This window comes from Mesorhizobium sp. (assembly GCF_965229135.1).
Classification (GTDB): Bacteria; Pseudomonadota; Alphaproteobacteria; order Rhizobiales; family Rhizobiaceae; genus Mesorhizobium.
Window position 1 is genome coordinate 1,810,990 of the sequence record NZ_OZ245860.1, and the last position, 23,637, is coordinate 1,834,626.

The 23,637-nt window shown below is 62.4% G+C and carries 17 protein-coding genes; 5 read left to right on the forward strand and 12 right to left on the reverse strand.

Annotated features, from left to right (window positions below; all coding sequences use genetic code 11):
• The first annotated feature begins 3 nt into the window (after positions 1-3).
• From ACO07C_RS08925 to ACO07C_RS08935, 3 genes are all read left to right on the forward strand, one after another.
• Positions 4-648 carry a hypothetical protein gene (locus tag ACO07C_RS08925; protein WP_421913811.1) on the forward strand — a complete coding sequence of 215 codons (645 nt, stop codon included), beginning with the start codon at positions 4-6 and terminating at the stop codon, positions 646-648.
• Between the two features lie 115 nt (positions 649-763).
• Positions 764-1,654, forward strand: coding sequence for a uracil-DNA glycosylase (locus ACO07C_RS08930; RefSeq protein WP_421913812.1), 891 nt, complete (start codon positions 764-766; stop codon positions 1,652-1,654).
• A gap of 110 nt (positions 1,655-1,764) precedes the next feature.
• Positions 1,765-2,577, forward strand: coding sequence for a helix-turn-helix domain-containing protein (locus ACO07C_RS08935; RefSeq protein WP_421913813.1), 813 nt, complete (start codon positions 1,765-1,767; stop codon positions 2,575-2,577).
• Here ACO07C_RS08935 and ACO07C_RS08940 read toward each other — a convergent pair whose 3' ends face one another.
• Together ACO07C_RS08940 and ACO07C_RS08945 are read right to left on the reverse strand one after the other, a co-directional pair.
• The gene (locus ACO07C_RS08940) at positions 2,578-3,606 is read right to left on the reverse strand and encodes a DMT family transporter (protein ID WP_421913814.1); all 1,029 of its coding nucleotides are present in this window, start codon (positions 3,604-3,606) and stop codon (positions 2,578-2,580) included.
• Positions 3,558-5,879: a xanthine dehydrogenase family protein molybdopterin-binding subunit gene (locus ACO07C_RS08945; RefSeq protein WP_421913815.1), complete on the reverse strand. Its 2,322-nt coding sequence runs from the start codon at positions 5,877-5,879 to the stop codon at positions 3,558-3,560. Before ACO07C_RS08945 ends, ACO07C_RS08940 begins: the two co-directional genes overlap by 49 nt.
• Before the next feature lie 154 nt (positions 5,880-6,033).
• Between ACO07C_RS08945 and pepN the strand changes: the two genes are divergently transcribed.
• Complete coding sequence (gene pepN / locus ACO07C_RS08950) at positions 6,034-8,679, forward strand: aminopeptidase N (RefSeq protein ID WP_421913816.1); 2,646 nt, start codon at positions 6,034-6,036, stop codon at positions 8,677-8,679.
• 195 nt (positions 8,680-8,874) lie between these two features.
• On the forward strand, positions 8,875-11,196 hold the full coding sequence (locus ACO07C_RS08955) for a PAS domain-containing sensor histidine kinase (protein ID WP_421913817.1): 2,322 nt from the start codon (positions 8,875-8,877) through the stop codon (positions 11,194-11,196).
• Positions 11,197-11,255: 59 nt separating this feature from the next.
• On the opposite strand, the gene ACO07C_RS08960 is transcribed toward ACO07C_RS08955, so the two are convergent.
• The 10 genes from ACO07C_RS08960 to ACO07C_RS09005 form a co-directional block, all read right to left on the reverse strand.
• Positions 11,256-11,735, reverse strand: coding sequence for a hypothetical protein (locus tag ACO07C_RS08960; RefSeq protein WP_421913818.1), 480 nt, complete (start codon positions 11,733-11,735; stop codon positions 11,256-11,258).
• Positions 11,736-11,788: 53 nt separating this feature from the next.
• Positions 11,789-14,755: a bifunctional [glutamine synthetase] adenylyltransferase/[glutamine synthetase]-adenylyl-L-tyrosine phosphorylase gene (locus ACO07C_RS08965; RefSeq protein ID WP_421913819.1), complete on the reverse strand. Its 2,967-nt coding sequence runs from the start codon at positions 14,753-14,755 to the stop codon at positions 11,789-11,791.
• On the reverse strand, positions 14,755-16,230 hold the full coding sequence (locus ACO07C_RS08970; RefSeq protein WP_421913820.1) for an ATP-binding protein: 1,476 nt from the start codon (positions 16,228-16,230) through the stop codon (positions 14,755-14,757). The genes ACO07C_RS08965 and ACO07C_RS08970 overlap by 1 nt, the downstream gene beginning before the upstream one ends.
• Before the next feature lies 1 nt (position 16,231).
• Positions 16,232-16,906: a response regulator transcription factor gene (locus ACO07C_RS08975; protein ID WP_421913821.1), complete on the reverse strand. Its 675-nt coding sequence runs from the start codon at positions 16,904-16,906 to the stop codon at positions 16,232-16,234.
• A 357-nt stretch (positions 16,907-17,263) separates the two neighbouring features.
• A complete protein-coding gene (locus tag ACO07C_RS08980; protein ID WP_421913822.1) occupies positions 17,264-18,814 on the reverse strand; it encodes a Do family serine endopeptidase in 1,551 nt (516 codons plus the stop codon).
• A gap of 124 nt (positions 18,815-18,938) precedes the next feature.
• Positions 18,939-19,418: a cytochrome c-type biogenesis protein gene (locus ACO07C_RS08985; protein ID WP_421913823.1), complete on the reverse strand. Its 480-nt coding sequence runs from the start codon at positions 19,416-19,418 to the stop codon at positions 18,939-18,941.
• On the reverse strand, positions 19,415-21,403 hold the full coding sequence (locus tag ACO07C_RS08990) for a heme lyase CcmF/NrfE family subunit (protein ID WP_421913824.1): 1,989 nt from the start codon (positions 21,401-21,403) through the stop codon (positions 19,415-19,417). The genes ACO07C_RS08985 and ACO07C_RS08990 overlap by 4 nt, the downstream gene beginning before the upstream one ends.
• 65 nt (positions 21,404-21,468) lie before the next feature.
• Complete coding sequence (gene ccmE, locus ACO07C_RS08995) at positions 21,469-21,912, reverse strand: cytochrome c maturation protein CcmE (RefSeq protein WP_421913825.1); 444 nt, start codon at positions 21,910-21,912, stop codon at positions 21,469-21,471.
• A gap of 3 nt (positions 21,913-21,915) precedes the next feature.
• Positions 21,916-23,055, reverse strand: coding sequence for a c-type cytochrome biogenesis protein CcmI (ccmI, locus tag ACO07C_RS09000; protein WP_421913826.1), 1,140 nt, complete (start codon positions 23,053-23,055; stop codon positions 21,916-21,918).
• Between the two features lie 129 nt (positions 23,056-23,184).
• Positions 23,185-23,634 carry a hypothetical protein gene (locus ACO07C_RS09005; protein ID WP_421913827.1) on the reverse strand — a complete coding sequence of 150 codons (450 nt, stop codon included), beginning with the start codon at positions 23,632-23,634 and terminating at the stop codon, positions 23,185-23,187.
• Positions 23,635-23,637 lie beyond the last annotated feature (3 nt).

Genomic DNA, 23,637 nt, shown 5'->3' on the forward strand with positions numbered 1-23,637 from the left:
TTCATGCGCATTCCCGAGCCATTTGGCTTTTCATCGACGCGCTTTCCCTTTTCTGCCGGCCGGATTTGCCGCGTGGCATTTCTGGCTCCTTTGATGCTGGCTGGGCTTCCAGCATCCGCGGACGCACAGACAATCTGGACGTCCGGGGCCTACTCGTTTTCAGACGAACTTGGCGGCTTCCACATTACCGGCGTGTCCGGCAGCGGAACCAAGGATGATCCGTTTGTTGTCACCGAAGAGCTGAATTCGGCAACGCCGGTGACGCTCACGATCCGTGCGGCCGATCCGATCCAGCCGTTCGGCACGCCCGGCGAGTTTGCCACAGGCCTGCTTTATATGCGCATAGACGTGCTTAACAATGGCGGCCAGGGATGGATCGAGTTCCAGTTTGAATTGCAGGCGATCCTCGGCCAACCCAGTGTGTTTGGCGACGGGCTGTCCTTCGACCAGGCCAACAAGACGCCCACCAACATCTGGTCCAGCAGCTTCGCCAGCTACGACCGAGAGATGGAGCCTTATGACCGTCTGCTGTTCCGCAACGGCAAGATCGACCCGCTGAAGACCGCGACCTTCGACTTCCTGATCACGGACTACGCGCCGAAATGGCGGTTCTATCTCGTGCAGGAACCGCGCATACCGTCGACGTAAAGGTTCGCGCCATTGGGCGACATGAATTTAATGGTGCATGCATCCCAAAGCCGCCGTGCGGTTTGGGCGGCATGCACAACTTGCAAATTGGCGCCATGCGGACGATTGTGAAACCATGACTGCCGCTTCCCAGAACAACCTGCCGGACCTGCGCGACCTGCTGGCGTTTTACGCCAGCGCGGGCGTTGACGACGCGCTCGAAGATACTCCTGTAAACAGGTTTGCCGAGGCCGCGGCCAGACCGCAACCACAGGCGAGAGGCGAAGCCACGCCCCAGCAGACGACGGTCGAAGGCGCGGCGAGAGTGCAACCTCCCACCTTTACGCGCGGCGCGAGCGATGAGCGGCCGAAGGCCCCGGCTGTTTCCCAGCCCTCGGCACCGGCAACGGTTCCCGACGAAGCGCAAGCGGCGCTGGCGCGCCAGTTGGCTTCGACGGCAACGACGCTGGACGAGCTTCGCCAGCGGATGGCTGAGTTCGATGGCTGCAATCTCAAATTCACCGCCAAGAACCTGGTGTTCGCCGACGGCAATCCCGACGCGGGCATCATGCTGGTGGGCGAGGCGCCAGGTCGGGACGAGGACATTGAAGGCCTGCCTTTCGTCGGCCGCTCCGGACGCCTGCTCGACCGCATGCTTGCCGCGATTGGACTCGACCGCACGTCGGCCTATATCGCCAACGTCATTCCCTGGCGGCCGCCGGGCAACCGCACGCCGACGCCGCATGAGACCGAGATCTGCAGGCCGTTCATCGAGCGGCAGATCGAACTGGTCAATCCGAAGGTGCTGGTCAATCTGGGCGGACCTTCCGCAAAGACATTGCTCAATACGACCGAGGGCATACTGAGGCTGCGTGGCAACTGGCGGGTTCACACGACAGGTGCGGGTACATCCATCCCGGCGATGCCGACATTGCATCCGGCCTATCTGTTGAGAACGCCGGCGCACAAGAAACTCGCTTGGAGGGATTTTCTCGAAGTGAAGGCGAAGCTGCGCGAACTGGGGTGAAGGCAAATGCCTTCCCTTGTTCGTTCCTTCCCCTGTAGGGAAATGGAAACGCGGAGCCATAACCTCCCAGGTAATTGAAACGCTGTCGCCGCCGTCCTAAGCATGCCGCCATGACGACAGCACAAATCTCCGCTGGAACCCTCATTCGCGAATGGCGTACGCGCCGGCGGATGAGCCAACTCGACCTCGCCATGGAAGCGGATATCTCGCAGCGGCACCTAAGCTTCGTCGAAAGCGGCCGTGCGGCACCTTCGCGCGACATGGTTCTGCATCTGGCGGAGCAACTGTCCATACCGCTTCGCCAGCGCAACCAGTTGCTGCTGGCGGCGGGCTTCGCACCGAGCTTCGGCGAGCGTTCGCTTGCGGATATCTCGCTGGCGCCGGCGATGTCTGCTGTCGAGATCGTGCTCAAGGGACATGAGCCCTTCCCGGCACTGGCCGTCGACCGGCACTGGAACCTGGTTTCGGCCAACACTGCTCTCGCTCCCTTCCTGGCGGACGTCGCGGACGCATCTTTGCTGACGGCGCCGGTCAACGTGCTTCGGCTCAGCCTGCACCCTGGCGGCATCGCTCCGCGCATCGTCAACCTCGCGGAATGGCGGGCGCATCTCCTGGAACGGCTGAAACACCAGAACGATGCCTCCGGCGACCCGGTAATGGCCGAGCTCGAGCAGGAACTGCGAACCTATCCATCGGGCTTGAAAGGCAACCGGCCGACGCCAGTCGAGCCGAACGCCATCGTGCATCCGCTGCGGCTGGCGCATGGCGATCAGGTGCTGTCCTTCATCAGCACCATCACCGTGTTCGGGACACCGCTCGACGTAACGCTGTCGGAACTGGCGATCGAATCCTTCTTTCCGGCCGACGAGCAGACGCGAACAGTGCTGGTGCGGCTGGCGAAAGAACGGTCAGAAGCGGCCTGATTACCCTCCCGACAGGGCGGCTTTCCTTGTGCGGGTACGCTCCAGGCCAAGCTGGCGTTCGCGCCAGATGATGAAAAGGCCGGCGGCGACGACGATCATGCCACCGACCAGTGTGTTGATGCTGGTGATATCGCCAAAGACCAGGTAGCCGACGACGACGCCGAGGATCATCGACGTGTATTCGAAGGGAGCCACGACCGAGGCCTCCGCATGGCGATACGCCGCGGTCATCAGGATCTGGCCAAGACCACCGCAAAAGCCGGCGGTGACCAGGAGGCCTGCCTGCAGTGGCGTCAGCGACTGCCAGCCAAACGGCAGCGACAGGAGCGACATGACGCTGGCCGTTACCGAAAACCACAGCACGATGGTCGCGGTGCGCTCGCTTTGCACGAGATTGCGCACCAGCAGCATGGCGACGGCGGAAATGGCGGCCGCGACCAGCGCGGCGGCGACGCCGAGCACTTCCTGGTCGTCGAGCGCCTCGTCTGAACTCAGCAGCGTCAGTTCCGGCCAAGTGATGATAAGCACGCCGACCAGGCCGATCACGACCGCGCTCCATCGGTAGACGCGGATCGCTTCGCCGAGAAAGATCGAACTGAACACGACGACAAGCAGCGGCTGCGCGTAGTTCAGGGTGATGGCCTCCGGCAGCGGCAGGCGTGTCAGCGCGAAGAAAGTCAGCCCCATGGCGCAGACACCAACAAGACCGCGGGCAACGTGGTTCAGGGGCCGCCTGGTCGTGAAAGCGGTGGCGAGGTTTCCCTTGAAGGCCAGGAAGGCGATGATCGGAAAGATGGCGAAGAAAGAGCGGAAAAAAACGATCTGCCCGGCCGGCACCGTGCCGGCCGCCTTGATGCAGGTCGACATGGCGACGAACACCGCGACCGACATGATCTTGAGGACAATGCCGGTGAGCACATGATGCTCGCCAGCCTGATCATCGGATCGTGGTTCAACCGGATCGGCACGCGACTTGGCTGTCACCGCGCCGCGGCTTTCGGGGCCCCGGCTTCCTGGATTGTCGCCCATATGCGAGCCGGCGTTGCCGGCATGTCGATATGCTTGACGCCATAGGCACGATAAAGCGCGTCGGTCACAGCGTTCAACGCCGCCGGCGTCGAGCCGATGGTGCCGGCTTCTCCCGCGCCCTTGATGCCCAGCGCGTTGGTCGTCGACGGCACGTTGCGGGTCTCGAAATGGAAGAACGGAAAATTGTCCGCGCGCGGCATGGCGTAATCCATGAAGCTTGCCGTCAGGAGCTGTCCGTCCTCGCCGTAGATCGTGTCCTCGCTCAGCGCCTGGCCGATGCCCTGGACGACACCGCCATGCACCTGGCCGGCTAGCAGGACAGGATTCACCGTGACGCCGAAATCATCGACGATGGTGTAGCGCACAATATCCGTCGCGCCGGTATCAGGGTCGATCTCGACCTCGCAGATATGCGTGCCATTTGGATAGGTGCATTCCTCCTGAACGAACTCGCCGAAGCCCTTGAGATCCTCCGGGGTTTTCGCGGCCTTGGCGATCGCCGAAAAATCGATGCTGCGGTCGGTGCCGACAATGCGGGCAACTCCATCGGACAATTCGATGTCGCCGGCGGACGCTTCCAGTTCGTCAGCGGCGATGCGCTTGATCTTGTTGGCCAGGTCCTCGCCGGCTCGCGACGCCGAAACACCGCCGAGCGGAATGGACCGCGAGCCGCCGGTGCCGCCGCCCGCCTTCAGCTCATCGGTATCGCCCTGGCGGACATGGATCTTGTCGATGTCGAGATTGAGCTTTTCCGACAGGAACTGCGCATAGGCGGTGGCGTGCCCCTGCCCGTTGGTCTGGGTGCCGATCTTCAGCGTCACCGTGCCATCGCCGTTCAACTCGACGAAGGCTGGCTCGGAACCAGGAAAGGCACAGGCCTCGATATAGGTCGCCATGCCGACACCGCGGATCTTTCCTGCCGCCTTGGACTGCTCGAGCCGATCCGGAAACGATTTCCATTCGGCCCGTTCGATCGCGCGATCCATGTGGCCAGCGAATTCGCCGTTGTCGTAGAGGCGGCCCGTCTGCGTGCGGTAGGGAAACTGCTCGGGCCGAATGAAGTTGCGCCGCCGGATTTCCTCGACCGGTAGGTCCAGATCGTGGGCGCAGGCATCGACCAGCTTTTCCAGCAGGAAGGCCGCCTCGGGGCGGCCAGCGCCGCGATAGGCATCGACCGGACAGGTGTTGGTGTAGAGGCCGGTCACCGAGACATCCAGCGCGACGATGTCGTAGACACCGGTCGACATGGTAACGCCGATATAGGGAATATAGGGGCCGTATTGCGAGACATAAGCGCCGATGTTGGCGAGTAGGTCCACCTTCATGCCAAGGAAGCGGCCGTCCTTGTCCATCGCCATCTCGGCGGTCACGACATTGTCGCGGCCTTGCGCGTCGGTCAGGAAGTGCTCCGTGCGGTCGCCCGCCCATTTTACCGGGCGGCCAAGGCGCCGGGCAGCTTCGAGCACCAGCGGGTATTCGCGATAGACGAAGCTCTTCGGCCCGAAGCCACCGCCGACATCCGGCGTGATGACGCGCAGCTGGTCCTTCTTGATATTGAACAGGCCCACCAGGATGGACTGCATGGAATGCACACCCTGCGACCCCGTGGTAAGCACGAAGCGGTTTTCCGCGGTGTTCCATTCGCCGATCGCGGATCGCGGCTCCATGTAGTTGCAGACCAACCGGTTGTTGATAAACTCAACGCGGGTCACGTGATCGGCTCGGGCGAAAGCAGCGTCGGTCTTAGCCTTGTCGCCCATGTGATAGCTGAAGGCGCGGTTGGAGCCGAGTTCAGGCCACACCAGCGGCGTGCCTTCGGCGAGCGCGGTGGCCGTGCCGGAGGCGGCGTCCTCGCTGTCGTAGTCAACCTCGATCAGTTCGGCGGCATCTTGGGCAAGCGCGCGGCTATCGGCGACGACGAAAGCCACGGCGTCACCGACATAGTTGACGCGGTCACGGCACAAGATCGGAATGTCGCGGGTCGGCGCCCTGGTTCCATCCGGCTGCTTCTGCATGACCCCGGATTTGAGATCACCCAGATGGGCGAGATCCCTGCCCGTCAGCACCAGATGCACGCCATCAGCGGCCCTGGCCGCGTCGGTCGAACCGATCTTGAAACGTCCCTTGGCCACGGGCGAGCGCAACACATAGCCATGCAATACACCTGCCGGCTGGATATCGTCGGTATAACGGCCCTGCCCCTGGATGAAGGCCGCATCCTCACGACGCAGTACAGAAGCGCCCATCCCGAATTTCGGCGTGATGACGGTCATGGATGCCTCGCAGGGATGATCGGAGAACGAACGCCTGAAATAGGCATTGCTCCAGTTTTGTCGAGGGGCCGTTTCGTGTAAAGAGCGCGGACTTCGAAATTTTGGACGAACGGCCCGATCCACGGCCATTGGAATCGACAGGAAAACCCACGGAATGCGCACGGACACTGGCCAGGTCTTCAAGCTCGAAGACTATCGCCCCAACGACTACCTCATTCCGGAAACCAACCTGACCTTCCGCCTTTCGCCGCACGCCACCCACGTTACAGCCGTGCTGACGGTGGAACGCCGCGACGGCGTCTCGGTATCAGCGCCGCTGGTGCTGGACGGCGACGGGCTGACGCTGCTTCGCGTTGAGATCGACGGCCGACAGCTGGAGCCGGCGGACTATCAGGCGACGCCAGATCAACTGACGATCACAAGAGTTCCAGCCACGAAGCGCTTCCGGCTCATCATCGAAACCCAGATCGCGCCCGCAGGCAACGAAACGCTGATGGGCCTCTATCGGTCCAGTAGTGTCTATTGCACGCAATGCGAGGCCGAGGGCTTCCGCCGCATCACCTATTTTCTCGACCGCCCCGATATTCTCTCCGTCTACACGGTGCGCATAGAGGCCGGGCGCGATGAAGCGCCGCTGCTGTTGTCCAACGGCAATCCGGTCGAAAGCGGCGATCTCGCCGACGGTTGGCACTATGCGGTCTGGCATGACCCCTTCCCCAAACCGTCCTATCTCTTCGCCCTGGTGGCAGGTGATCTCGGCAAGGTCGCCGACAGTTTCGTCACCATGTCTGGCCGAAAGGTCGAACTCGGCATCTATGTCGAGCCCGGCAAGGAAAAGCTCGCCGGCTATGCCATGGATGCGCTGAAGCGGTCGATGCGATGGGACGAGGAGGCGTTCGGCTGCGAATATGATCTCGATGTCTTCAACATCGTCGCCGTGTCCGACTTCAACATGGGCGCGATGGAGAACAAGGGTCTCAACATCTTCAACGACAAGTATGTGCTCGCCGACCAGGAGACCGCGACCGACGCCGATTTCGCCAATATCGAGGCGATCATCGCGCATGAATATTTCCACAATTGGACTGGCAACAGAATCACTTGCCGCGACTGGTTCCAGCTTTGCCTCAAGGAAGGGCTGACGGTTTTCCGAGATCACGAATTCTCCGCCGACCAGCGCTCGCGAGCGGTCAAGCGCATCGCCGAAGTGCGCACGCTCAGAGCGCATCAGTTTCCGGAAGATCAGGGGCCGCTGGCGCATCCGGTGCGCCCGCGCCGCTACCGCGAAATCAACAATTTCTACACGGCGACGGTCTACGAAAAGGGCTCGGAAGTGGTGCGCATGATCCGCACCATCCTTGGCGCGGACGCCTTTCGTGCCGGCATGAACCTCTATTTCGAGCGCCACGATGGCCAGGCGGCGACGATCGAGGATTTCATAAAGGTGTTCGAGGACGCTTCCGGCCGCGACCTGTCCCAATTCGCGCTCTGGTATCATCAGGCGGGCACGCCTAATCTGACCGTCAGTTCGACGCACAATTCCGCATCGCAGGAATTCATCCTCGAAATCGAGCAGTCCGTTCCGCCGACGCCGTCCGAAAGCCGCAAGCGGCTTATGCACATTCCCCTCGCCTTCGGCCTGGTCGGGGCCGGTGGCGAACCCGTTGCCTACAGCAGCGTGGAGGGAGCCACCGTGGAGGATGGCGTCATCCATGTCCGCAAGCGCCGGCATGTCGTGCGCTTCTCCGGCGTTGCGGAACGCCCTGCCGTGTCGCTCAATCGCGGCTTTTCGGCTCCGGTGACGCTTTCGGTCGAACAGAAAGCCGACGACCAGTTCTTCCTTGCCGGCCATGACAGCGACGCCTTCGCGCGCTGGCAGGCCTTCAACACGCTGTTGACCGACGCGCTGATTGCCGCCTTCAGGCAGATTCTTGGCGGCAAGCCACCCGTTTTCGCGTCCCGGCTCACCGACCTTTCCGGCAAGATCGCCGGAGATGAGACTCTGGAACCCGCCTACCGGGCACTGGCCCTGGCGCTGCCGAGCGAGGCCGACATCGCCCGTGACATCGGCAAGAACATTGATCCGGACGCTGTTTTCAGGAGCCGTGAGGCCCTGGCACTGGCGATTGCCACGGCGAACCGCGAGGCGTTTACCCACCTCTACGATCGTCTCGTCGACGATGACGCGTTCAGCCCTGATGCCGCGAGCGCCGGACGACGTGCGCTGCGCAACATCCTGCTCGACTACCTCTCGCTGCTCCCCGGAGGCGTAGGCCTTGCGGCTGATCATTTCCATTCGGCGACCAACATGACGGATCGTGCCGCGTCACTCGCGGTACTCGCACACCGCCACCATGGTTCGCCGGAGGCGATAAAGGCGCTGGCCGATTTCGAGGCTGAATATTCCGACGATCCATTGGTCATGGACAAGTGGTTCCAGATCCAGGCCAGCGTGCCGGGTCCGCAAACCGTCGACGCCGTTCGCGCCCTCACCCAGCATTCTGCCTTCTCGATGGCGAACCCGAACCGGGTACGCTCGCTGATCGGCACCTTTTCCAGCGCCAACCAGACCGGCTTCCACCGACCTGACGGCGAGGGCTACAGGTTCTTCACCGAGACGGTGCTTGATGTCGAGAAGCGCAACCCGCAGGTGGCCGCGAGGCTGGCAACCGCACTGAGGTCATGGCGCTCGCTCGAACCTGGCCGACAAGCCAAGGCCCGGGAGGCGCTGCTTTCGATCGCCAATGCCGAAAACCTTTCGGCTGATTTGCGCGATATCGTCGAGCGAACGCTGATCTAGTTCGTCCAGACTCATCTCGACTCAGGTCGAGGCCCGGAAAGACATTATTTTAGTCTATTTTTAATGTTTTTTCGTCGCGCCTCTGGACAAGGCGAATCACCTTTGATTCTTTAATGGCGATTCGGAAGTGCGGCGTTTGCCGGATCGTCCAGCCTGTAGCAGTCAGGACATACTGAAAATCGGGGAGAGCCATTTATGGCGAAGGCGGACGCGTGGGGCGCGCCCGGCGGGACAGCTTTTGAGCGGCGTGAGACCCGAAGCGACGGTCTCGCCGGCAACACGCGGCTCATCGCTGAACCTGCCTACAAACGGCTGCTTGCAGCGGAGCCGCTATTGCGCCGATCGATCCCTGCCCTCATCATCATCTTCCTGATCGTTGTCGCGGCGCTCCGGCTGCTGTCGCTCATGAATGAACGTGACGACGTGGAGCGCGACGCCAAGGCAATCCTGGCACTGGCGGCGGGGCAACTCGCCGGCGCGATCGCCATCGATGCGAACATGGCGCCGGGAATGACGCAGGATCTGCTGGAGAGCATCAGCCGTCAGGCGGCGATGGGCCGGAGCCATGTGCTTGCCGTCACCGACAGCAACTTCAAGATCATTGCCGTCACTCCGCAATCGACACGATGGGAGGGACGCACGCTTGACGGCCTGGTCCAGGGTGGCCAGCCGCTGTTCATGTTCGGCGACCGCGCCGGTGTCATGGATGTCAGCATCGGCGGAAAGGACTGGTATGCGGCGGTCAGCCTTGCCAATGGCAAGAAGGGCGCCGCGGCAGTGCTCGTCCCGCAGGAAGCGGTCTTCGATACCTGGCGCAAGACGGTCTCGCTGAACGTCACGCTGTTCGTGCTGACAGCCGGCGTACTTATCGTTGTCCTCTACGCCTATTTCGGCCAGGCGGCGCGTGCCCAGGCCGCCGATCGCATCTATCTCGAGGCGCATCAGCGCATCGACATGGCGCTGGTTCGGGGGCGCTGCGGCCTGTGGGACTGGGATATGGTGCGCGGCAAGATGTACTGGTCGCGCTCGATGTACGACATGCTCGGCTACGAGCCTTGCGACACGATGCTGTCCTTCGGTGAGGTCGACGAGATCATTCACCCCGAGGATGGCGACCTTTTCCAGCTTGCCAACAGAATCGTCTCTCGCGAGATCGACCATATAGACCAGGTGTTCCGGATGCGGCATGCCGATGGGCAATGGGTATGGATGCGCGCAAGGGCACAGGTCATCGATCCGGAGGCACCGGAAATCCAGCTGATCGGCATCGCCGTCGATGTCACCGAACAGCGGCATCTGGCGCTGCGTTCCGAAGCAGCGGACCTTCGGCTGAGAACGGCCATCGAGAACATCAACGAGTCCTTCGTGCTCTGGGATTCCGCCCAGAGCCTCATCATGTGCAATTCGAAGTATCAGAAGGACAACGGACTGTCGGATCGCGACGTTATGCCGGGCGCCTCGCGCGCCGTGCTGGAAGAGCGCATGCTGGCCTTTGCCTCCGAGCGGCGCCTGGCCAACAGCAACGGCCCCCAAGGCGGCGCAACCTTCGAACGGCAACTTGCTGACGGACGCTGGCTGCAGGTCAACGAATTGCGCACCCGCGACGGCGGCACTGTCTCGGTCGGCTCAGACATCACCCAGATCAAGCTGCATCAGGAAAAACTGGTGGACAGCGAACGCCGGCTGATGGCGACGATCCATGATCTAAGCCTTGCCCGCAGGGCGGAAGAAGAGCGCTCGCGCGAGCTGGTCGAACTCAACCGCAAGTACATGAAGGAAACCGAACGCGCGGAGGCGGCGAACCGGGCCAAATCCGAATTCCTCGCCAACATGTCGCATGAGTTGCGCACACCGCTGAACGCCATCATCGGCTTCTCCGAGCTGATGGAGCAAGGGTTGTTCGGACCGCTGGGCTCGGAGCGATACGAGGAATATGCCACCGATATCAACAGCAGCGGCAAATACCTGCTGGGCGTGATCAACGACATCCTCGACATGTCGAAGATAGAAGCCGGACAGTTCTCGATGGACCGCGAGGAGATCGACCTTGGGCCACTGATCAGCGAAACGGTTCGCGTCGTCTCGCTGCAGGCCCAGGAAAAGTCGATCACCGTCGAAACCCGGATCGCCGATGCGATCACGCTGTTCGCCGATCGCCGGGCGATCAAGCAGATCGTCATCAACCTTCTGTCCAACGCCGTGAAGTTCACCGGTCAGGGCGGGCACATATCGGTCAGGGCCCGCAACACATCAGGGGCTCTGATCCTGACGATCGAGGACAATGGCTGCGGCATTCCCAAGGAAGCCCTCAGCAAGCTCGGACGCCCGTTCGAGCAAGTGCAGAACCAGTTCTCCAAAAGCCATGCGGGATCGGGCCTTGGCCTCGCCATCTCGCGTTCGCTGGCCGAGCTGCAGGGCGGCGCCCTGAAGATCCGATCGACCCAAGGCGTCGGCACGATCGTCTCGGTTCGTATTCCGGTTACGAAGGCGGCGTCACAGATAAAGGCGGCCGCCTGAAAACAGTTCCGGCGGATGGCACCGCCGGAACCTGCGCTGGTCCAGGTTTATAGACCACGTTACTGCATGCCGCCGCCGTCGTCGTTACCGCCACCATCTCCTTGACGATGGCGCCCAACGCGACCGGGCAATTCGCTCTTTTCTATCCTGCCATCATTGTTGCGGTCGAGCATGGCGAACACCTTCTTATCGTGCGTGGTGATGTCATCGGCTGTCAGCGTGCCATCTCCCTTGGTGTCGTAGCGGGCGACGATACGCTTCGCCATCCGCTCGAAACGGGCTTTTTCCAGCGCCGCAGCCAGTTGTTCCACCGTGAGCTTGCCGCCATTGTCTGCGACCAACTTCTTCAGACGGCTATCCATGGCAACCGAGAACTGATCGAAGGTGATAGCGCCGTTCGAGTCCTTCATGACTTTATCCAGACGCATCGTCATGCCGTCGCGACCGTCCTGGCGGGAACTCTCGTCGGCATAGGCGGCGGTGCCGATGGCTCCGGCCAGCGCGATGAAGGCGAATACAAGTTTGGTTGTCTTCCTCATGATGTTCTCCTGGTGCATCGTTCACCCCCGATGCAGTCCGAAACAGCCGGTTTTCACCGTCGTTTCGCACGAAGCAAAAGGTCGAAATCCTTCCTGACCTTCAGCGACGTCTCCTTGAGGTGCGCTTCAAGCACACTGAAATCCGGCAGGTCGGTCACCGCCAGAAGCAGATCCGCAAGGCCCGGCGGAACATCGTCCCGATCGAACACGCCGGTGAGGCACAGCCTCGTCATCTGGGTCAGCGCCAGATAGAGCGCATAGGCATCGCCAAGTTCCTGCTGGGCCCCGGCATCGGCGAAGCCTGGCGCCAGACGGGACAGGATCTCGGCCGTGCCGGTGGCACGAGGCACGGCTTCGACCTGCCCGGTGATGACCGCCACCTGGGCAATGAATTCGAGATCGATCAGGCCGCCGGGAATCAGCTTGATGTCCCACAGGTCGCGCGGCGGCTTCTCCTTCTCGATCATGGCGCGCATCTCGAAGGCTTCGGCCATTACCTTGCCAGTGTCGCGCGGCAGAGCAAGCACTGCCGCCACCTCAGCTTCGACTTCGCTGCATAGGACAGGATCGCCGGCAATCGCGCGCGCCCGCGACAGCGCCATGTGTTCCCAGGTCCAGGCTTCCTGGCGCTGGTACTTCCTGAAGGAATCCACGTGCGTGGCCACCGGCCCCTTGTTGCCGGACGGCCGCAAGCGCAGATCAAGTTCGTACAGCACCCCTTCCGCGGTCGGCGCGGACACGGCTGATATCAGCCGCTGCGTCATGCGGGTGTAGTAATGGGACGGAGCCAGCGGCTTGTCGCCATCGGACTCTTCGGCATCCTCATCATGATCGTAGAGTAGAATGAGGTCGACATCGGAACCTGCCGTCAATTCGCGGCTGCCGAGCTTGCCCATTCCCAACAGCGAAACCCTGCCGCCGGCGATATGGCCATGGCGCACCGCGAACTCGGCCATGACGGCCTGCAGGGCGGCCTCTATCGTCAGGTCGGCCAAATCGGAAAAAGCGCGGCCGGCCCGCGCCGGATCGATCGACCCGGCCAAGAGCCTGACGCCGATCAGGAATTTCTGCTCGGATGCGAAGATCCGCAGGCGGTCGAGCACATCCTCATAGGCCCTGTCGCCTTCGACAAGGGCGGAAAGCCGGGCCGACAGATAGGCGCGATCCGGCAGTTCGGTCAGCAATGCCGGATCAAGCAGGCCGTCGAAAACGTGCGGGCGCCGCGTGATGATGGCCGCGAGCCGTGGCGCCGCGCCCATGATCGTGGCCAGCAGCTTCAGCAGGGCAGGATTGGACTGAAGCAGCGAAAACAGTTGGATGCCCGCCGGCAGGCCGGCGAGGAACTCGTCGAAACGCAGCAGCGCTTCGTCGGCGCGGCGCGTCTGGCCGAAGGACTGCAGCAGCGCCGGGGTCAGTTCCGTCAGCCGTTCGCGTGCTTCCGCCGACTGGGTGACGCGGTAGCGACCGAAATGCCAGCCACGGATGACACGACAGATGTCGCTTGGCCGCTGGAAACCAAGACCGTGCAAGGTCCTCAACGTGTCGGGATCGTCGACATCGCCGGTAAAGACCAGATTGCCAACGCCGGCCGAAAGCTCCGGCGCGGTTTCAAAGAGCGCCGCATAATGGCGTTCGACCTGGTGCAGCGAACCACGGAATGCCTCGGCGAAAGTGCCCGCATTTACAAAGCCGAGCATTCGCGCGATGCGCTCGATCCCTGCATCGTCATCGGGCAGCGCGTGCGTCTGCTCGTCTGCAACCATCTGGACGGCGTGTTCGACGCGGCGCAGGAACCAGTATTGCCGGACCAGCGCGTCGCGCGCTTCCGTGGTGATCCAGCCGCGCGCGGCGAGCTGGCCCAGCATGGGCACGGTCTCACGTCCTCGCAGTTCCGGGAAGCGACCGCCGGCGATCAGTTGCTGGGTCTGGACGAAGAACTCGATCTCGCGGATGCCGCCTCGGCCGAGCTTGACGTTGTGGCCCTTCACAGCGATCTCGCCATGGCCCTTGTGGGCATGGATCTGGCGCTTGATGGAATGAACGTCGGCAATCGCCGCATAGTCCATGTATTTTCGCCAGATATAGGGCTGGAGTTCCCGTAGGAACGCAGCACCCGCCGCGAGGTCGCCGGCCACCGGGCGCGCCTTGATCATGGCGGCGCGCTCCCAGTTCTGGCCGCGCGCCTCGTAGTAACGAAGCGCTGCCTCGACCGGGATAGCCAGCGGGGTCGAGCCGGGATCCGGGCGCAGCCTGAGATCGGTACGGAAAACGTAGCCGTGCTCCGTACGGTCCTGGAGGATACGGACCAGCCGGCGTGTCAGGCGCGAGAAGAGCTCAGTGGCATCAAGGGGATCGATGACCGCTGGTACGTCCGGGTCGAAAAAAACCACCAGGTCGATATCGGAGGAGAAGTTGAGCTCATGCGCGCCAAGCTTGCCCATGCCGAGCAGGATCCAGCCTGAATGCTGGGACGGGTTCTCCGGGTCGTGCAGCTTGAGCTTGCCCTGCTGGTGCGCATCGCGAAGCAGGAAATCGACGGCGGCGCGCGTGCTTGCGTCGGCGAGATCGCTGAGGCGCCGTACGGTCAGTGAGGTTTCGGCCACGCCGGCGAGATCGTCCAGGGCAATCAGGAAGTGCGCCTCGGATTTCAGCCGGCGCAATTGCATCATCAGGCCCGATTCCGAGGCCGCGTCCGCGCGCGGCGCCTTGTCGATCTCGGCGCCGATCGAGATCAGCCGGGCTTCAATCGTCTGATCGAAAAGCACGTCAAGGATTTGCGGGCGGCGGCGCGCCGTGTCGCGCAGGAATGGCGACAGGTCGAACACGGCGGCGAGGAAATCCTGGTTGGCGCCCTTGCCCGCCAGGAATTTCGCCAGCCGGGAAAGCCCCTCTTCCCGCGCGGCCAAAGCGATCTCCGACAGTTCCCTTGCGGCGTGACTTGCATCAAGCGGCGCCAGCTTTGTCATCGGCGTCAACAGCCAGCCTGTTTCGATCCGGTCCGCAACAGTTCCCGCCGCCATCAGTGATCTCCCCGTTCGGGAAAACTCATCACCACGGATAGCCCGGGATTGCCAGGCTGGAGATCAAGCTGACCGTTGTGGAACCTCATGATCGCCTTGGCCAGGCTCAAGCCAAGGCCCGAGCCTGGTTGAGAGCGGCTTTTTTCCAGCCGCACGAAACGCTCGGTCGCCCGGGCGCGGTCCGCGTCGTCTGGAATTCCATGGCCATTGTCGGCGACCGAGAGCCTGATCTGGTGGTCGGCGTGCCCAAGCGTGACGACAACCCTTGGCTTGTCCGTCGCGCCGGTCGAGTATTTGATCGCGTTGTCGACGATGTTGGACAGGGCCTGACCAACCAGTTCCCGGTTACCGTCGATGATGAACTTGCCCTGGACAGCCGTTTCGAGCGACACGCCGGCTTCCTCGGCTACCGGTTCGTAGAGTTCGACGACATCGCGCACGGCTTCAACGAGATCGACCTTGCTTGTGCTTTCGGAAGAATAGCCTGCCTCCAGCCGAGAAATCATCAGGATGGCGTTGAAGGTTTTGATCAGTTGGTCGGATTCAGTAATGGTGCCTTCCAGCGCCTGACGATAGTCCGTGGTGTTGTGCTTTCCCGCAAGCGTCGCCTCGGCGCGATTGCGCAGGCGCGTGAGCGGGGTCTTCAGATCATGCGCGATGTTGTCGGAAACCTGCTTCAGCCCCTCGTTGAGGGTGGCAATCCTGGCCAGCATTGAATTGAGGTTCTCGGAGAGCCTGTCGAACTCATCGCCAGCGCCGGAGATGGGCAGTCGGCCCGAAAGGTCACCGCCCATTATACGGCGGCTCGCATCCGAGACGCTGTCGATGCGCTTCAGGGCCGCGTGCCCGACAAAGAACCAGATCAACAGCCCGCCCAGCCCCATCATGCCGAGAGCCAGCATCAGCGAGCGTTTGATGACCGCCCGGAAACGCTCGGGCTCGCCGAGGTCACGTCCGACCAGCATGATCATCTGGTTTGGCAGCCGCAACACGAGCGCGATGGCGTTGTGACCTTTCTCGCCTTCGGGCTGGGTAACCGCGTCGCCAGACTGGGGCGTGGCCGGATCGGATGCCGCGGAGCGCTGCCTGTCGAGCTCACCTTCGCCGAAACGGCGATAGGAGAATGGTTCGGTCGTCCAGCCTTCGGTGTCGATGACACCCGGCTCCAGACTCTGCACGTTCCCGGTCAGTATCTGGCCGTTTGCGTCGGCGATAAGATAGAGATTGGCGCCGGGCTGGCGCGATCGCTGTTCCACCACACGCACAAGAATGGGCAGGCCGCCACGCTGGTAGGCCCGCGCAAGGCCAAGAACCTCGTCGTTGATTGTGTCCTGCGTCTGCGCGGTGAGCATGCGCGCCGACAGTGAAGTCATGTAGAAGACCAGCAGCACCGCGCAGATCGCGAAGAGCAACAGATAGAGCGCCGAAAGCCGCGCCGCCGTCGTCTTCATGATAGCCGGCACGGAAAGGGCCATGCTAGCCGCTCTTGAGCATATAGCCGGCGCCGCGAACCGTGTGCAGGATGGCCTTGTCGAAGCCCTTTTCTATCTTGCCCCGCAACCTCGAGACATGCACGTCGATGACGTTGGTCTGCGGATCGAAATGATAGTCCCAGACATTTTCGAGCAGCATCGTGCGCGTCACCACCTGGCCGGCATGGCGCATGAGATATTCGAGCAGGCGGAATTCGCGCGGCTGCAGCGTGATTTCACGCGAGGCACGCCGTACCGAATGGGAAAGCCTGTCGAGCTCGAGATCACCGACACGATAGACGGTTTCGGACTCCTTGGCGCTGGCCCGCCGGTTAAGCACCTCGACACGGGCCAAGAGTTCGGAAAAGGCATAGGGCTTGGTCAGATAATCGTCGCCGCCGGCGCGCAGGCCGGTGACCCTGTCATCGACTTCGCCAAGCGCGGACAGGATCAGCACGGGGGTGGTATTGCCTCGGGATCTAAGGCCGGCGATGACGGACAGACCGTCGCGTCGCGGCATCATCCGATCGATGACCATCACGTCGTAATCGCCGGCATCGGCGAGCGCGAAGCCGGTTTCGCCATCACCGGCAACATGCGCGGTATGGCCAGCCTCGGTGAAGGCTTTCTGGAGATAATCCGCGGCCTCGCGGTCATCTTCTATGACGAGAATCTTCATGGAACCGTTATACGCGATTTCACTGGAAGGTTGAGTGGCCGGTACATTCATTGTGGCCTTCTCCAATACGCATCGCGACTAAAATGATCAGGCGATGGCCATTAAATCTTTTCTTTGAACGTCGTTGACTCAAAATCACCGGCAATCCTGGGCGATGTGTTTGTGCCGAACATCGCACTGCCGTTTCTCACTTGCCGGCAACGGCCAGTTCAGCCCTGAAATTACGCGGCAGCGGGCGATGGGGGCCCGCTGCCGCCGAGGGAACACGATGACTGACTAAAGTGTTCCGCCCGTGCTTTCCCGTGCAGCGGCTCGGGGGTGTTTGAAACCGCCGCACCGGAAAAGTGGAAGCTGCCGTCAGCCCTTGCCGACAGGCAGCGCTACGAAGCGGTTGTTGTCGTCGCGGGTGATCTGCATCAGCACCGCCTTGCGTCCTGACTTCACCGCATCGGCCATGGCCTTGGAAACGTCGTCGGTGGTCGTCACGGCAGCGGAGTTCACCGCGGTGATGACATCACCCGGCTGGATGCCGCGGTCGGCGGCATCGCTGTCGGGATCGACATCGGTCACCACAAGGCCCTTGCCATTGTCGGACTTGGTGACCGTGAGGCCGAGATCGGCAAGCGTGTCGGGCTTCGCCGGAGCGGCCGGCTGCTGCTGATCGTTCGATGCCTGCTTGTCGCTATTGGGCAGCTTGCCGAGATCGATCTTGATCGACTGGGCCTTGCCATCGCGCCAGACCGTGACATCGACCGACTTGCCAGGCTGGTAGGCACCGATCATACGGGCGAGTTCCTTCGGCGACGCAACGTCCTTGCCGTCCACCTGGGTGATCACGTCACCGGCGGTGATGCCACCCTTCTTGCCGGGACCGTCATCCTGGGCGCTCGAAACGAGCGCGCCCTTCTGGGACTTCAACCCGAGCGACTCGGCGATATCGGAGGTGACTGGCTGAATTTCAACGCCAAGCCAGCCGCGCTGCACCGAGCCGTTCTTCATCAAGTCCTGCACGACCTCCTTTGCCGTGGAGGCAGGAATGTCGAAGGCGATGCCGACGCTGCCGCCCGAGGGTGAGAAGATAGCGGTGTTGATACCGACGACCTGGCCGTTGAGGTTGAAGGTCGGGCCACCCGAATTGCCGCGGTTCACGGAGGCGTCTATCTGAAGGAAATCATCATAGGGACCGGCGCCAATGTCGCGGCCACGGGCCGAAACGATGCCGGCGGTGACCGTGCCGCCGAGGCCAAACGGATTGCCGACAGCAACGACCCAGTCGCCGACGCGAACCTTGGAATCATCGGCGAAATCGACATAGGTGAACTTGCTGCTGCCGTCGACCTTCAGCACGGCCAGATCGGTGCGCGGATCGGTGCCGACGAGCTTGGCGTCGAGTTCCTTGCCGTCATTCATGACGACCGTGAAGGCCGAACCTTCCGAGACGACATGGTTGTTGGTGACGAGGTAGCCATCATCGGAGATGAAGAAGCCGGAGCCCTGAGCCACCGGGCGTGGCTGGTCGTTGCTGTGATCGCGATGTCCGAAGCGACGGTTGCCGCCTTGACCACCCTGATCACCAAAGCCACGGAACTCCTTGAAGAACCGCCGCAATTGTGGATTGTCGGGCAGATTGTTGAAGCCGTCCTGGTCCTGGGACTGGTCGGAGCTGTCATCCGCCGTCTGATCGACCTTGGCCTTGACCTTGACGCTGACAACGGCCGGAGACACGCGCTCCACGATATCGGCGAAACCCGGGACCTGCGGCGCGTCGACACGCACGGCATCGGCCAGCACCGGCACGGTTCCGCTGGTCAACGCACCAACGCCGAGCGCTCCGGCAATTGCCAGGGACGCAGCGGCGGTCATCAGACGTTTGCGGGTGCGGGAATATGAATTGGGGGCAATATTCATTTGTCTCGTATCCTCTTTCAAGAGACGCGCTTAAATGGCGTCCTCATGGGCAAGAGAATTAGCGAGCCTCACATTACAGCGCCATTTCCGACGCATGAAACTTTCGTAATGTTTGGGAGTGATTTCAGTCCCGGCGCAATATAGTTTCGAGCGCCGCCTGTTCTTCCACGGTCAATGATTTCGTCGCGATGGAGCGACGGGACCTGGTCGTCAGGACGATAAAAATGCCTCCGGCCAGCAGAAGAATTACGGGGGTGCCCCACAGAAGCACAGTGCGCGGTTCGAAGCGCGGCTTGAGCAGTACGAATTCGCCGTAGCGGGAGACGATGTAATCCAACACCTGCTGGTCGGTGTCGCCGGCGATGATGCGCTGGCGCACCAGAACACGCAGGTCACGGGCAAGGTCGGCATCGGATTCGTCGATCGACTGGTTCTGGCAGACCATGCAGCGCAGGCCTTCCGAAAGCGCCCTCGCCCTGGCTTCCAAACCGGGATCGGCGAGAACCTCGTCGGGCTTGACCGCCTGCGCCGCGCCGGAAAACAGGAGCGTCAGAAGCAGGATGAGCGACGCCAGCGAAAACCAACTCGCGGTGGCGCGGCTCATGACGGACTCGCGGAAGGCGCGGTACGCGCCCGCTTGCGGCGAGCGGGTGCACCGACGCGCAGGCGACGGTCCATCAGCGACATGGCGGCACCCGCCATCATCACCAATCCTCCGCCCCAGATCAACGTGACCAGCGGCTTCCACCAGATGCGGACGACCACGGCCCCGTCATTTCCTTCGTCGCCAAGGGAGATGTAGAGCTGGCTGAGACCCATTGTCTTGATGCCGGACTCAGTCGTCGTCATTTGCCTGACCGGATAGAAGCGCTTGGCCGAACTGATTTCGCCAATCGCGGTGCCTGCGACACCGATGATTTCGAACTGGCCCCGATCCTCGCTGAAATTGGGACCCTGGGCCGGATGAAGGCCGACGAAGCGCAGCGTATGACCGGACAGTTGCACGGTTTCGCCGGGATGCATGGACAATATCTTCTCAGTGCCGAAGCACAGTGTACCGACAATGCCCAGCGTGGTCAGTCCGAGGCCGAGATGAGCGAGTGCCGTGCCAAAGACCGAGCGCGGCAAGCCCAGGAACCGCCTGAACGCGATGCCCATCGCGACATTTCCAACCCCCGATTTGACGGCGAGGTCGGTGAGCGCGCCAAAGACCAGCCAGAAAGCCAGCCCCGCGCCAAGTGCGGCGAACACCGACGATCCATCGATGAACAATGCCGTCACCAGCGTTGCCAGAAGCGCGGCCGCGAATGCCGCCATCAGACGCTGGGCGACGCCAAAAATGTCGCCGCGTTTCCAGGCAAGCAGCGGCCCGAACGGCACCATCACCAGCAGGGGCACCATCAGCGGCCCGAAGGTCAGGTTGAAGAATGGCGCGCCGACCGAAATCTTGTCCGACGAGAAGGCTTCGACGGCCAGCGGGTACAGCGTGCCGATGAGCACGGTCGCCGTGGCGGTCGTGAGGAACAGATTGTTGAGGACGAGCGCGCCTTCGCGTGAGATCGGATGAAAGAGGCCGCCGGAGGTTAGCCTGGAAGCGCGGAATGCGAACAGCGCCAGCGAGCCGCCGATGAAGAGCGTCAATATGCCGAGGATGAAGACGCCGCGCGTCGGGTCGGTGGCGAAGGCATGGACCGATGTCAGGACGCCGGAGCGCACCAGGAAGGTTCCGAGCAGAGACAGTGAGAACGTCAGGATCGCCAGCAGCAGCGTCCAGATCTTCAGAGCCGATCGCTTTTCCATGACGATCGCCGAATGGAGCAGCGCGGTGCCGGCCAGCCACGGCATGAACGAGGCGTTCTCGACCGGATCCCAGAACCAGAAACCGCCCCAGCCAAGCTCGTAGTAGGCCCAATAGGAGCCCATGGCGATGCCGCCGGTCAGGAACATCCAGGCGACCAATGTCCAAGGACGGACCCAGCGTGCCCAGGATGCGTCGATGCGACCTTCGATGAGCGCCGCGACAGAGAACGAAAAACAGATCGAGAAGCCGACATAACCGAGGTAGAGCAGCGGCGGGTGAATGGCGAGTCCGAGATCCTGCAGGATCGGATTGAGGTCCCTGCCCTCGATAGGCGCCGGGTTCAGGCGGGTAAAGGGATTGGATGTCGCCAGGATGAACAGGAAGAAGGCAGCGCCGATCGCGCCCTGAACGGCCAGCACATTGGCGCGAAGCGTGGCGGGAAGGTTGGTTCCGAAAGCGGCCACGAGCGCGCCGAAGAAGGTCAGGATCAGCACCCACAGCAGCATTGAGCCTTCGTGATTGCCCCAGGTGCCGGTGATCTTGTAGATCATCGGCTGCAGCGAATGCGAATTCTCCCAGACGCTTTGCACCGAAAAATCGGATTGCGCATAGGCTGTGGCCAGTGCGGCGAAAGACAGCGCGGTCAAGGCAAATCCGGTCACCGCCACCGGGCCGCCAACGGCCATCATGCGCTGGTTGTTGGTCCGCGCGCCGAACATCGGCACCACCGTCTGCACAAGCGCCAGTGCGAACGCCAGGACCAATGCGAAATGTCCGGTTTCAACCATGGTGACGTCCGCCCGACTCTTGGCTTGATGCCGGCAAAACCGACTGGGACCTGCGCTGGAGCCGCCTACTCACTCTTGCTTTCCTCCCACACGCCCTTGGCCTTGAGACTGTCGGCCACTTCCTTGGGCATGTAGTTCTCATCGTGTTTGGCCAGCACGCTGTCGGCGACGAACACGCCGTCAGCGCCGAACGAGCCTTCGGTGATCACGCCCTGGCCTTCTCGGAAAAGATCGGGAAGAATGCCGGTGTAGGTCACTTTGACATCCTTCTGCTTGTCGGTCACCGAAAAGGCGACCGTCGTGCCTTGCCCGCGCTGCAGCGATCCCTTCTCGACGAGACCGCCAAGCCTGATGCGCTGGCCGGGCTGCAGGCTGGCGGTGGTCAGATCGGCCGGCATGTAGAAATAGGACGCCTTCTGGCCCAGCGCGTAGAATGTCAGCCCGGTGGCGGCACCGAGAAAGGCCAGTCCACCAGCGATTACCGAAAGTCGTTTCTGCTTGCGCGTCATGGCCTACTCCGTCGCCGTCAGGCCAAGCGAGGCGGCAAAAGCGGTGAATTTCCTCGCTTCATCGCTATCAGCTCCAAAGACGGCAATTGCGCGACCCAGCGCGTCGCGCGCCTGGTCAGCCTTGCCAAGCACGACATAGGAACGAACCAGCCGCATCCATCCTTCCGGGTCGCGTGGATTTTGTCGAAGTTTTTCGTCGAGCCCGGCGACCATGGTCTTGATCATGGCCTCCCTGTCCTGCGGCGACATCGACGATGCGGCATCGACATCGCTGGCGCTCGGACCTTTCGTGGCATCGCCTGACGCCACGCTTCGCTTGCCTGATTCCGCCAGAGCCTGCTCGACAGCGCCACGCCACGGCGAATCCGGTGGCAGCGCCGCAAGCATGCGTTGCCAGGCAGACATCGCCTCGCCGTAACGGCCCTCCTGCGCCAGCGCCATCGCCAGGTAGAAGGATGCCTTGGGATTTGCCGGATCAAGCTTCAGGGCCGCCTCGAACGCATCCTGGGCGTCGGCCGACACAATCCCGCCCGCGGCATTGGCAATCGCCTCGCCCAGACTTGCCTGGCGAATGGCGCTGTCGCCATCGAGGCGGATGGCGTTGCGATAGGCCGTTGCCGCTTCCGGAAAGCGCTGCAAACGCAGATAGATGGGCGCCAGCACATCCCAGCCGCGGCCATCGGATGGATTGGCGGCGAGGTGGGCCTCGGCGCGCGCCACCAGTTCGTCGACGGAACTGTCCGCCGGATTTTTGGCCAGCCGCTCACTGAGTGGCTGCGATGGCAGATCGGGCGACCCGATCTTGCCGTACAGGCCCCAGCTGAGGAGCGGGACCATCAGGACCGCCGTCACGGCAACGAGCCGGGTCGCCATCGAAGGCCGATGAGGCGCCGGTCCTGGCGCTGCGTCTCCCCCGCCGAGGCGAATAATCCGGCGCGCGATTTCGGCGCGCGCCTCTTCGGCCTCCGCCGGCTGGATCAGCCCACGCGCGGCGTCGCGGTCGAGTTCAGCCAGTTGGTCGCGATAGACTTCAAGATCATGGTCGCTGCTCGATGACGCGCTATCCGACCTGCCGGCCAGCGGCAGCAGCACGGCCAGGCTTGCACCCAGCGTGAGAACGGCGGCTATGACCCAGAACAGCATGTTTTATCCAATAGCGGCAGAGCCCTGCTCTGCCAACACAGGCGTCCTGCGACGCTTTGACGGCAGGCGTCCGTCTCTCAGTTCCCGATCGACATCAACAAACTCGATCCCGCAGGATCCAAGCGGGTATCAAGTGAGGGGTGTCCAGCTGCCGTCGGCGTTGCGGCAGGCGGTTCCGCGCGCGGTCACACCCGTGGTGCTGGTGCCGGTAAAGACCGTCTGCGTGTACTGCCTGCAGTCCTGTGAACCGACGCGATACGGTTGTGCCGGCACAACCTCGCCATAACGGGTCGGCTGATCGCCTTTCCATGTCACCTTCTGGCCACTCGCGGTGTACTCCAAGGCCTTGTATTCGGCCTCAAGCGCGCTGCGCTTCTCGGTATCGCTCAAGCCAGCGCCGATCGACCCGCCGACAAGGCCTCCACCCATGGCGGAAATGATTGTCGAAGTCAGTTTGCCGCCGGCAGGCGATTTGCCTGCAGCCGGCGGCAGCATTGCCACGGCGGGACCCTTGCTGCCCGTGGTGGTGCAGCCGGATACAGCGAGCAGTGCGGAAAAGAGCGCGACGCGAATCTTCATGCC